This is a genomic window from Streptococcus sanguinis SK1 = NCTC 7863, from assembly GCF_000194945.1.
In the GTDB taxonomy this organism is placed as follows: Bacteria; Bacillota; Bacilli; order Lactobacillales; family Streptococcaceae; genus Streptococcus; species Streptococcus sanguinis.
Genome location: NZ_GL878509.1, coordinates 256,440 through 267,309, shown reverse-complemented (window position 1 = coordinate 267,309; position 10,870 = coordinate 256,440). Strand labels below are relative to the sequence as shown.

General features: G+C 42.0%; 10 protein-coding genes and 1 tRNA gene. 8 read left to right on the top strand and 3 right to left on the bottom strand.

The genetic code is table 11. The annotated features are described in order from the left end of the window. Positions 1 to 3: 3 nt before the first annotated feature. From HMPREF9378_RS02455 to HMPREF9378_RS02465, 3 genes are all read left to right on the top strand, one after another. Complete coding sequence (locus tag HMPREF9378_RS02455; protein ID WP_002914144.1) at positions 4 to 1,413, top strand: lipopolysaccharide biosynthesis protein; 1,410 nt, start codon at positions 4 to 6, stop codon at positions 1,411 to 1,413. A gap of 452 nt (positions 1,414 to 1,865) precedes the next feature. Next, entirely contained in the window at positions 1,866 to 2,882 is a 1,017-nt protein-coding gene (gene galE, locus HMPREF9378_RS02460) for a UDP-glucose 4-epimerase GalE (RefSeq protein ID WP_002914143.1), read from the top strand. 184 nt (positions 2,883 to 3,066) lie between these two features. Then, a complete protein-coding gene (locus tag HMPREF9378_RS02465) occupies positions 3,067 to 4,041 on the top strand; it encodes an acyltransferase family protein (RefSeq protein ID WP_002914142.1) in 975 nt (324 codons plus the stop codon). Between the two features lie 74 nt (positions 4,042 to 4,115). On the opposite strand, the gene HMPREF9378_RS02470 is transcribed toward HMPREF9378_RS02465, so the two are convergent. Continuing rightward, the gene (locus HMPREF9378_RS02470; protein WP_002914141.1) at positions 4,116 to 4,991 is read right to left on the bottom strand and encodes an RluA family pseudouridine synthase; all 876 of its coding nucleotides are present in this window, start codon (positions 4,989 to 4,991) and stop codon (positions 4,116 to 4,118) included. 176 nt (positions 4,992 to 5,167) lie between these two features. Between HMPREF9378_RS02470 and pbp2a the strand changes: the two genes are divergently transcribed. The 4 genes from pbp2a (at position 5,168) to nusG (ending at position 8,676) form a co-directional block, all read left to right on the top strand. Continuing rightward, positions 5,168 to 7,396 (top strand): penicillin-binding protein PBP2A, encoded by a 2,229-nt coding sequence (gene pbp2a / locus HMPREF9378_RS02475; protein ID WP_002914140.1) that lies wholly within the window; start codon positions 5,168 to 5,170, stop codon positions 7,394 to 7,396. Between the two features lie 68 nt (positions 7,397 to 7,464). Continuing rightward, on the top strand, positions 7,465 to 7,617 hold the full coding sequence (rpmG, locus tag HMPREF9378_RS11350; RefSeq protein ID WP_002914139.1) for a 50S ribosomal protein L33: 153 nt from the start codon (positions 7,465 to 7,467) through the stop codon (positions 7,615 to 7,617). 9 nt (positions 7,618 to 7,626) lie between these two features. Then, positions 7,627 to 7,806, top strand: a complete 180-nt coding sequence (secE, locus tag HMPREF9378_RS02480; RefSeq protein ID WP_002907831.1) for a preprotein translocase subunit SecE — start codon at positions 7,627 to 7,629, stop codon at positions 7,804 to 7,806. A gap of 333 nt (positions 7,807 to 8,139) precedes the next feature. Further along, positions 8,140 to 8,676 carry a transcription termination/antitermination protein NusG gene (gene nusG / locus HMPREF9378_RS02485; protein ID WP_002894018.1) on the top strand — a complete coding sequence of 179 codons (537 nt, stop codon included), beginning with the start codon at positions 8,140 to 8,142 and terminating at the stop codon, positions 8,674 to 8,676. A gap of 85 nt (positions 8,677 to 8,761) precedes the next feature. On the opposite strand, the gene HMPREF9378_RS02490 is transcribed toward nusG, so the two are convergent. Together HMPREF9378_RS02490 and HMPREF9378_RS02495 are read right to left on the bottom strand one after the other, a co-directional pair. Further along, positions 8,762 to 9,526 (bottom strand): hypothetical protein, encoded by a 765-nt coding sequence (locus HMPREF9378_RS02490; RefSeq protein WP_002902076.1) that lies wholly within the window; start codon positions 9,524 to 9,526, stop codon positions 8,762 to 8,764. A gap of 130 nt (positions 9,527 to 9,656) precedes the next feature. Then, positions 9,657 to 9,727, bottom strand: a tRNA-Cys gene (locus HMPREF9378_RS02495). 306 nt (positions 9,728 to 10,033) lie between these two features. Here HMPREF9378_RS02495 and rpsB point away from each other — a divergent pair. After that, entirely contained in the window at positions 10,034 to 10,816 is a 783-nt protein-coding gene (gene rpsB, locus HMPREF9378_RS02500; protein ID WP_002902077.1) for a 30S ribosomal protein S2, read from the top strand. The last annotated feature ends 54 nt before the right edge of the window (positions 10,817 to 10,870 follow it).

The window sequence follows — 10,870 nt, the reverse complement described above, 5'->3', positions numbered from 1 at the left end:
AATTTGTCTAGTGGATTTAAAAAAATAGTAGCTAATTTTTCCTATGTTGTCTTGTCTAATTTGCTGACAGTAATAGTTTCTTCACTGGTTGTCTTGATTTTGCCTAAGATTATGGGTGTAGAGGAGTATGGCTACTGGCAACTCTATATTTTTTATTTATCTTATGCCGGTTTTGTTCATCTGGGTTGGGTGGACGGAATCTACCTGCGCTACGGTGGTTTGGAGTATGATGATCTGGATAAAGAAAAGTTTTTCTCTCAGTTTCTCATGCTTTTGATCTATCTGACAGGAATTGGAATTTTATTTTTCTTAGGGACTTCTGCCTTTATTAGAGATGAGAGCAGTCGGTTTGTTTTTATACTTTTGGTTTATACCATGTTGGTCACCAATCTGCGCTTTCTCTTTGTGTACATTCTGCAGATGACTAATCGACTAAAGGAGAGTTCCTATGTTGTCAGTGGAGACCGACTCCTCTATTTACTGCTTTTACTGGTCTTTATTTTCGTGGGTTTTCGAGATTTCAAGATTATGGTCTATGCAGATTTGATTGGTAGAGTTGTTTCTCTTTTTTATGCCATGTATCTATGCCGAGATATGGCCCTGCGACCTCTCCATCAGTTTAAGCTTGATATACGGGAAACAGTTCGCAATATTGCTGTCGGTATCAATCTGATGCTATCAAATGTAGCCAGTATGCTCATTATCGGTACGGTTCGAATGGGGATTCAAAAGGTATGGAACATTGCTACATTTGGGAAAGTATCCTTGACCTTGAGCATTTCCAATCTGCTGATGACCTTTATCAACGCTATCGGTTTGGTCATCTTTCCGATTTTGAAACGGACGGACGAAAGCAAGTTGCCTAAGATTTACAATCAGTTGCGGAATATCCTTATGGTTCTTATGTTTGGAGTGCTTTTGCTGTATTATCCCCTGAAAATAGCTTTGGACAGCTGGCTGCCGGCTTACAGAGAGTCCTTGATATTTATGGCTCTGGTCTTTCCTATGTCTGTCTACGAGGGCAAGATGGCTCTGCTTATCAATACCTACTTAAAAGCCTTGCGAATGGAGAAGCAGATTTTTAAAGTAAATGTTATTGCCATGCTTTTAAGCTTTGCTACTACCTTGATTTTTGCAGTTTCTCTGCGCAATCTGAATGCTACAGTGCTGTCTATCGTGCTATTGCTGGCGACTAGGAGTATATTGGCAGAGCTAATCTTAGCCAAAAGGATGCAGATCGAGGTTGTCAAAGATATCTGGATTGAGTTGCTAATGACACTTGTATTTATTGCTTCGAATTGGTTTTTATCAGTTTATCTAGCTGCAGCAGCCTACGGATTTGTCTATCTGACCTATAGCATTTACAAATACCAAAGTTTGAAAGACCTGCTCCAGCAATTGCGGGCTCGTTGATGCTCGAGAAATTATAAATAGTTTAACAATCTAAACGCTAAGCCCTGTCCGGGCTTTTTAGGTTTGTAATGTAGCGTTAGCCTACAAAGCTACTTATAAAGTTACTCTGGCTACAATCAGTTTGCTGAAATATATATTGTATATAGTGGAAATGAAAGACAATTTTTCCAGTAACTTATTGTGGATTTTGGTATTTTTGAGAATAACTAGAAATTAGCTAAAATAATTCAGTTCTTTATGCCTGGGAATATAAATGGTTTTGCAAGTGATTCTACCATGAAGAGATTCCAAAAGGCATCAGGAGAGCAGAGCTGCTAGGATAGCAAATTGGGCTAGTTTTTGGTATTTTAAGTAAGTGCAGAATTTGGTGGTCAACTTTGGGAAGAGAAATACCTGTTAGTTGCAATAGTAAAATTAAAGAGAACGTGAGGATCAGCAAGAAGAGGTGTCCTATGAAAAAAATTTTAGTAACAGGTGGAGCGGGGTATATAGGCAGTCACACAGTAGTTGAACTAGTTGCAGCGGGCTATGAAGCCATTATCGTGGATAACTTTTCGAATAGCTCTCCAGAAGTGCTAGAGCGCTTAGAAACTATCACTGGTGTGAACATCCTGTTTTACAAGGGTTCGATTTCTGATAAAGATCTGATGAACCAGATTTTCGAAGACAATCACATTGACGCAGTCATTCATTTAGCGGCCTATAAATCAGTAGAAGAATCGGTGCGGGAACCACTTAAATATTACGAAAATAATGTCAGTGCTGGTATTGCTCTTCTTGAAGTTATGAAAGAGCATAAGGTAGAACATATCATCTTTAGCTCCAGTGCCACGGTCTATGGAATGAATCAAGGTTCATCCTTGACAGGAGATTTATCTACTCCAACGACCAATCCCTACGGCCATACTAAGCTGATGATGGAGCAGATTTTGACGGATCTTGCTCTTGCACATTCAGATTGGTCTGTAACCAATCTTCGTTATTTTAATCCAATTGGTGCTCACGAGTCTGGTCTGATTGGTGAGGCTCCAAATGGAATTCCTCATAACCTCATGCCTTATATTACCCAGGTTGCGGTCGGTAAATTACAAGAGCTTAGCATTTTCGGAAATGACTATGATACGCATGACGGTACAGGAGTGCGGGATTATATCCATGTAGTTGATTTAGCCAAGGGTCATGTTTTGGCTTTGAAACATAATTTAGAAAACAAAGGAGTTGCTGTCTTCAATCTTGGTACAGGGATTGGTTATAGTGTACTGGATATGGTTAAGGCCTTTGAAAATGTCAATGGTGTCAAAATTCCTTATACTGTCAAGGATAGGCGACCTGGAGATGTGGCGACTTGCTATGCCGATGCAAGCAAAGCGAATGACATTTTGGGCTGGAAAGCTGAGAAAACTCTCCAAGATATGATGCGAGATTCTTGGAGATGGCAAAGCTCAAATCCTAATGGCTATGAAGGCTAATGTAGAATATCAGTCAGGTAAATAAAACTTTTCTGTAATAGTGCAGAAGAGTTTTTCCATATAAGAGCTGTCTTCTCCCACAGATGCAAAACTTCTTAAAGAATGTCATCAATTGATATGTTTTTTAATGGGCGTGTAATCTGGTTTTGATGAGCTGTAATAATAAACATGCTATAATGTCTGCATGAAGACTGAAAACACAACTTTGCACGCTTTTAAGGCCCTAGCTTGCTTTAGTATTGTTTCCTTACACTTTCTGCTGCCGGGGCAATTTGGCGTTTTTTATCAAATTGTGGCCCGCTTTGCAGTTCCCTTTTTCATGATGCTGTCGGGCTATTTTTCCTTTAATATTTCCAGAGATAAGGTCAAGTATCGTCTCAAGCAGATGCTTCTTTTGACAGCTGCCAGTCTCCTATTTTACACGATTGTGCATTTTGTCAACCTAGTGCTGGCCAGAGAACTAACAGAAAAGATGGCGACTATAAACCTATCTGATTTTGCAGACTTTTTCCTCTTTAACAGTCCCAGAGACTTGATTGGCTCAGCTGCTACACCGACTTGGTATTTGCTGGCTATCTCCTATATCTATACGCTTTATCTGGTTTTTTATAAGCGTTTCCACCGTTTAACTAGCTTTGGTGTGTCCTTATTCTTGTTGGTCCTGGCCTTTTGTATCGAGTTCAATACAGACAGCGAATTTTACTATCGTAACTTCCTGTTTATGGGTCTTCCCTTTTTCATTCTAGGCATGCAGTTTGCCAAGCATCGGGACCGGATTTTAGCCTACGACTTGTCTTCTGTCAGGAAATGGGCGATTGGCTTGGGAATAGCAGGTTTGATTTTGCTTGAGTATTGTTTCATGGGTACGGAGTATGACCTCTATCCTAGTACCCTTTTGTCTTCCAGTGCAATTTTCTTCTACGCGGTCAGAAATGGGACCAACATTGATATTCCGATTTTGAATAATATTGCCAAAAAGTACGCCACCATGATTTATATCATCCATCCTTTTATTATCTTCATTTTCAGGTCGATAATGCCTCGGAATACTATTTATAGTTTTGGCTTTTTTATCATTTTCTTACTGTCTTATTTGCTGAGCATAGCTTTTCAGAAAACCATCAGGCCCAGACTTATCAGTGCACTTCCGGCTCAGTGATGTAAGCTGTCATAGCTTATCCTCGCTTTGACTCCAAACTAAAAGCAACAGAGAATACTGTTGCTTTTCTTGGTCTATCTTGGGTTCAGACTACTCAATACTTTTTCAAAACTGTCAGAGCGGGCTTCGACGGTGATTTTTTCTAGCGTAAAAGGGTGGGTGAAGGTCAGGCGATGGGCATGGAGCATAAGCCGTCCCTGAGGCTGCGGATGATAGAGGGGGTCGCCGACCAGAGGGTGTCCGTGGTGAGCCAGATGGACACGGATCTGATGGGTGCGGCCAGTCTTGAGTTGGCATTTGACCAAGGCAGACTGTCCAAACTGCTTGAGACGAGTCACATGGGTCTCTGCATAGAGTCCTTTTCGGGGGTCAACCAGCCGTTTCCTGCGATCATGGCGGTCGCGGCCAATCTTGTCTTTATAGATAAGATTTTTAGCTGGGAACTTGCCTTGGACCAGAGCCCAATATTCGCGGCTGATTTCTCGCTTTTCCAACAGTCGATTGAGGATGGGCAGGACAAAGGGATTCTTGGCAAAGAGGACAGCACCGCTGGTTTCTTTATCCAGCCGGTGAACGACATAGCAGGTCTCGCCGACATAGGCAGAAACATGATTAAGCAGGGCTAGCTCTGTTGGTTCATTAGCATGGGTTTTCATACCCTCAGGTTTATTGACGATGATGAGATGTTGGTCCTGATAGAGCTCCTCTACGAGTTCGCCATTTCCAAACAAGATTGTCTTTTGAGGATAATCCTCCTCGTCAAATATCAGGCAGATGTCATCTCCAGGTTTGACTACAGTCTGCCAGTTGATAGCTAGGCCGTTGACGGACACATGCTTTTTGGTCCGCAGAAAGTGCCGAATTTTTCGCGGAATGAGAAATTGTTCTTCCAGCAGCTCTTTGACTGTCATGGCAGGCAGTCCATCTGGGATAGTCAGTGTAAATTTCATACATTTATTGTAGCAGAAAGCCAGAACTTTGAAAATAGGCAGTGTCGGATAAGACTTGCTGCAGAGGGCTTTAAAAGGCTATTTAATATACTCTTTTTCTTAAAAATAACTAAAAATCAGACAGGAAATAGGGTACTTTCTTGTCTGCACCTAAATAAGGTGATAAAATAAGGTTTATGAAGAATTTAAAAGATTTGTTTGAAAAATTAGTAGATTATTTTACCATACAGAAACCTCAAAAAGAAGCAGCAGAGGAGGTAGAGCTGACAGAAGAGCAGGATAAGTCTGGACTCAGCCGTTCGGGCAAGACCAAGAAGAAACCTCTCTCTCAGCACCCTATCCGTCGTTTTTGGCGCAGGTTTCATTTGACCAAGATATTCCTGATTCTCGGCTTGACCTTTGGTCTGGTGGTCGGTGGCTATCTCTTTTATGTGGCTAAGACGACCAATGTCAAGGATTTGCAGAATGCCCTTAAAGCTACCACGCTCATCTTTGACAAGGATGGCAATGAAGCAGGAAGTCTGTCTGGTCAGAAAGGGACTTATGTCGAGCTGACCGAGATTAGCCAAGACCTGCAGAATGCTGTCATCGCGACAGAGGACCGGACTTTCTATGAGAATGGCGGGATTAACTACAGTCGTTTTATCTTGGCTATTTTGACAGCCGGTCGATCTGGTGGGGGTTCTACCATTACCCAGCAGTTGGCCAAGAATGCCTATCTGTCTCAGGACCAGACCATCGAGCGGAAAGCCAAGGAATTTTTCCTGGCTCTGGAAATCAATAAGAAATACAGCAAGCAGGAAATCCTGACCATGTACCTCAATAATTCCTATTTTGGAAATGGGGTCTGGGGTGTGGAGGATGCTTCTAAGAAATATTTCGGAGTTTCGGCTAGTCAGCTTAGTTTGGACCAGTCGGCTGTTCTGGCTGGTATGCTCAAGGGACCAGAGATTTATAATCCGCTGTATTCGATTGAAAATGCGACCAATCGCCGCGATACGGTGTTGCAAAATATGGTTGCTGCAGGCTTTATTGATCAGGGGACGGCCGATCAGGCTGCCGCTGTAGGAATCGGTGGCCAGCTAGTTGATGCTTATGCTGGTAAGTCAGAAGACTATCGCTATCCATCCTATTTCGATGCGGTCATCAACGAAGCTGTCAATGACTATGGCTTGACAGAGGAAGAGATTGTTAATAATGGCTATCGCATTTATACTGAATTGGATCAGAACTACCAAGCCAGCATGCAGGTTATTTACAGCAATGTCTCTCTCTTTCCTGTAGCAGAAGATGGCACTATGGCTGAGTCGGGCAGTGTTGCCTTGGATCCAAAAACCGGCGGTGTGCGAGCACTAGTCGGGCGAGTCAATAGTGCAGAAGGCTCTTCCTTCAGAAGCTTTAACTATGCAACTCAGTCCTCTCGTAGCCCCGGCTCTACTATCAAGCCCTTGGTTGCTTACAGTCCAGCCGTTGCTGCTGGATGGCCGACAGATAAGGAGCTGGATAATACCAGAACCACCTTTGGCGACTATACCATTAACAACTACGGCAATATCCAAAGCTCCCCTAAAGTGCCAATGTATCAAGCCTTGGCAGAATCTCTGAACATTCCGGCTGTTTCAACTGTAGACGAGTTAGGCATTAACAAGGCCTTTGAGTACGGAAAAAAGTTTGGTCTGAATATGGACAAGGTTGATAAGACCTTGGGAGTAGCGCTAGGAAGCGGAGTTACAACCAATCCAATGCAGATGGCGCAGGCCTACTCGGTCTTTGCCAACGGCGGCGTGATGAATGATGCCCATCTCATTACAAAAATTGAAAATGCCAGCGGTCAGGTTGTCAAGACCCATCGCCAAACCTCTACCCGAGTCCTCAATAGCTCAACGACTGACAAGATGAACAGCATGATGCTGGGGACTTTCTCGAACGGTACAGGTATCTATGCGGCTCCGTATGGCTATACTATGGCTGGTAAGACCGGTACGACTGAAACGGACTTTAACCCAGATCTATCTGGTGACCAATGGGTTATTGGTTATACGCCGGATGTGGTTATCAGCCAGTGGCTAGGCTTTCCAAAAACTGATGAAACCCACTATCTGACTGGAACCAGTGCGAATGAAGCCTCGGCGGTTTTCCGAAATGTTGCCAATAGCATCCTGCCATATACAGAAGGAACTTCCTTTGAAGGGCAGAAGAATGCCTATGCTGCCAACGGTATTGCCCCTGTGGACACCTATGGTACAGAGGAAACGGGTACTACAACTGAAAACAAAGACTTCCTGCAGGATGTTCAGGACCGAGCTCAAAATCTGGTGGATGAAGCCAAGAAGGCTATTGATGACACTGGTATTCCTGAGAAGGCGAAAAACCTCTGGGATACTGTTACCAGCTGGTTTCAATAGGATTTAAAAGAGCTGAACGGCTTGTCAAAAGTATAGAATCCTGCTATAATAAGGAAGATGGAGGCGTTATGGCATTAAAAAAAGCGAGTCTAGCGTGTACAATCTGTGGTTCTAGGAACTACTCGGTTAAGCTCAGTAGCACTCCAAAACCAACGCGTTTAGAAGTTAATAAATTTTGTAAGCATTGCAGTAAATACACCCTGCATAAAGAAACTAGATAGGAGATTGTTGTGAAATTCTTTAAAGATGTTTTTAAATTATTGAAAGATACAACTTGGCCTACCCGAAAAGAGAGATGGACAGATTTTATTTCTGTCATGGAATACACTGCATTCTTTGTAGTAATCATCTATATTTTTGACAAAGTAGTGGCAAGCGGTCTTTTCCAGATTCTGCATATTTTCTCTTAATGATTTAAGTAGAAATAAAAAAGTCTACAACAGGCATATCATTCAAAGTCCCACCTATTGTGAGTAGGTGGGACTTTTGACGTATGTCCTTATTTACGTGCCGACAATTTCAGTCAGCTTCAAAAAATCAAATCTATCTATAATTCATCGTTTGAAATAAAAATTTCTCATACTAGACAACGCTGACTCAAGAATTTTTGGGCAGAATTGCAAGGCTTTGATTTGTCAGGAAAATAGTTAATAAATTCCTTTGCATTTGAGGAAATTATGGTATAATAGGGCTAGAAAGAAGCAGAAGCCCATAGGCTTTTTTATTTAGGAAAGGATGAACTCATGGACAGTTTTGACAAAGGTTGGTTTGTACTGCAGACCTACTCAGGCTATGAAAACAAGGTAAAAGAAAATCTTTTGCAGCGCGCTCAGACTTATAATATGCTGGAAAATATCTTGCGCGTGGAAATCCCTACTCAGACCGTGCAAGTAGAGAAAAATGGCAAGACCAAGGAAATCGAAGAAAATCGCTTCCCTGGTTATGTTTTGGTAGAAATGGTAATGACAGATGAAGCTTGGTTTGTCGTACGGAATACTCCAAATGTAACAGGGTTTGTCGGTTCACACGGGAACCGCTCTAAACCAACGCCACTCTTGGAAGAAGAAATTCGCAACATTCTCATCTCTATGGGTCAAACAGTGCAGGAATTTGACTTGGATGTCAAGGTTGGGGATACCGTTCGTATCATTGATGGTGCCTTTACTGACTATACAGGTAAGATTACGGAAATTGATAATAACAAGGTCAAGATGATTATTTCCATGTTTGGCAATGACACCGTGGCTGAAGTTAATCTTAGCCAGATTGCAGAGCTTTAATCGACGAAGCCGCTATCCTTGTCAAAAATAAAATCCAAGACTGAAAAGGTCTTGGATTTTTGTGTTTTTGGAGCCAATTGTAAGATTACTTATCCTTAATGACAGAGTCAATAATGTCTTTGGTTTGTTTCATTTGATAGGTAGACATTACCCCAACGATTTGATTGTTCTGGGTAGAGAAACTAAACTGTTCATCATTAGAATTTTTATAGACAAAGGTTGTATCGCGTTCTGAACGTATAATCATTTCCGGACGACCAAGCTTGTCGAAAGCTGTCTTGGGAGTGTCGGATGTGGTGATGCTAGAGTAACTGCTTTTGGCTGGTTGAGCGTCTTTTAGGCTAAAACTCAAATTTGTCAGGACATTATTGGTAAAGTAGCACATAATGTCTCCGTTGTCTGTGTGCCAGATGTTAACAGAGTTGCCAGGGTCATTCTCATCAGTGCTGAATGTAGGTTGGCCTAGAGCCGCTGTTACCTCATCGTAAGATGTTTTAGGTTTGTCACCATTGATATCCTCTCCATTTACCTGAATGACAAAGCCAGTGGAAATATGAAAATTTCTTATTTTCTCTAATTCAGGAATAGAAGCTGCATCTGGTATGTATTGTAGTGCAGAAGCATCATCTGGATCAAAGGTAGCACGTTTCTGAAATACCTCATCACTACTTTCATAGGTGCTAGAGCTACTGCTAGATGATTTGCTGGATGTTTCCTTAGAGGATGAACTTTTCGAAGCTTTGAAGGAGCTAGGTGTCTTTTTTCTTTGCTGCGTCTGCTTGGCAGGCATGCAGGCTGAGAGAGCTAGCAAAGAGAGGAGACTAAGAGTATAGAAGCTGACTTTTTTCATAATCAATCTTTTTTCCTTTCGCTGATGATGAATGATATTTTTATAATATTATATCAGCAAAATTTGCTAGAAACAATAGTAAATCAAATGAAAAAAGCCCCTTGGTGGGCTTCTGGAAATATATCTATGAAGGCGGTAGACGGATTTGAACCGACGATCAAGCTTTTGCAGAGCCGTGCCTTACCACTTGGCTATACCGCCGCAACTCTTATTATTCTATCGTAAATACTTGCTTTCGTCAAGAGTCTTTCAAAGTCAAATCAGAAAATGTTAGACGCTACCATTCTGAACGCTTCAGGAACAAATGTTCAGCTGAGAGGTTGAATTCATTCTTAGTGGCAGAAAATCTGGCAAACACCTTGTCAAAGAGCTGCGCTTTTGTTATAATAGGGGGTGCCGTGTAAATGGCAAAATACTCATTTTAGATGAATTGTGGGACTGTTGCCCTCGGGTGGTCCTGCGAGCTGAAATTTAAAAGAGGAAAAAAACAAAAAGGAGAATTTACTCATGGCAGTAATTTCAATGAAACAACTTCTTGAGGCTGGTGTTCACTTTGGTCACCAAACTCGTCGCTGGAACCCTAAGATGGCTAAATACATCTTCACTGAGCGTAACGGTATCCACGTAATCGACTTGCAGCAAACTGTAAAGTATGCTGACCAAGCTTACGACTTTATGCGTGATGCTGCTGCTAACGATGCAGTTATCCTCTTCGTTGGTACTAAGAAGCAAGCTGCTGACGCTGTCAAAGAAGAAGCAGAACGTTCAGGTCAATACTTCATCAACCACCGTTGGTTGGGTGGAACTCTTACAAACTGGTCTACTATCCAAAAACGTGTAGCTCGTTTGAAAGAAATCAAACGCATGGAAGAAGACGGAACTTTCGAAGTTCTTCCTAAGAAAGAAGTCGCTCTTCTCAACAAACAACGTGCTCGTCTTGAAAAGTTCTTGGGCGGTATCGAAGATATGCCACGCATCCCAGATGTGATGTACGTAGTTGACCCTCATAAAGAGCAAATCGCTGTTAAGGAAGCTAAGAAATTAGGTATCCCAGTGGTTGCCATGGTTGATACTAACACTGATCCTGATGATATCGATGTTATCATCCCAGCGAACGACGATGCAATCCGTGCGGTTAAATTGATCACTGCGAAAATGGCTGATGCTGTTATCGAAGGCCGTCAAGGTGAAGATAGCGTTGAATCAGTAGAAGCAGAATTGGCTGAAACTGAAACTCAAGCAGATTCTATCGAAGAAATCGTTGAAGTTGTTGAAGGTTCAAACGAATAATCAGTAAACTAACCTAAAGGGGCAGGGCTCAGCCCAGCTCCTTTATTTACATTA

What these genes read in the sequence shown, in the direction of transcription:
- galE (WP_002914143.1), top strand. Translation starts at nt 1,866, where the DNA reads ATGAAAAAAATTTTAGTAACAGGTGGAGCGGGGTATATAGGCAGTCAC.
- rpmG (WP_002914139.1), top strand. Translation starts at nt 7,465, where the DNA reads ATGGCATTAAAAAAAGCGAGTCTAGCGTGTACAATCTGTGGTTCTAGG.
- nusG (WP_002894018.1), top strand. Translation starts at nt 8,140, where the DNA reads ATGGACAGTTTTGACAAAGGTTGGTTTGTACTGCAGACCTACTCAGGC.
- HMPREF9378_RS02470 (WP_002914141.1), bottom strand. Translation starts at nt 4,991, where the DNA reads ATGAAATTTACACTGACTATCCCAGATGGACTGCCTGCCATGACAGTC.
- rpsB (WP_002902077.1), top strand. Translation starts at nt 10,034, where the DNA reads ATGGCAGTAATTTCAATGAAACAACTTCTTGAGGCTGGTGTTCACTTT.
- HMPREF9378_RS02490 (WP_002902076.1), bottom strand. Translation starts at nt 9,526, where the DNA reads ATGAAAAAAGTCAGCTTCTATACTCTTAGTCTCCTCTCTTTGCTAGCT.
- HMPREF9378_RS02465 (WP_002914142.1), top strand. Translation starts at nt 3,067, where the DNA reads ATGAAGACTGAAAACACAACTTTGCACGCTTTTAAGGCCCTAGCTTGC.
- pbp2a (WP_002914140.1), top strand. Translation starts at nt 5,168, where the DNA reads ATGAAGAATTTAAAAGATTTGTTTGAAAAATTAGTAGATTATTTTACC.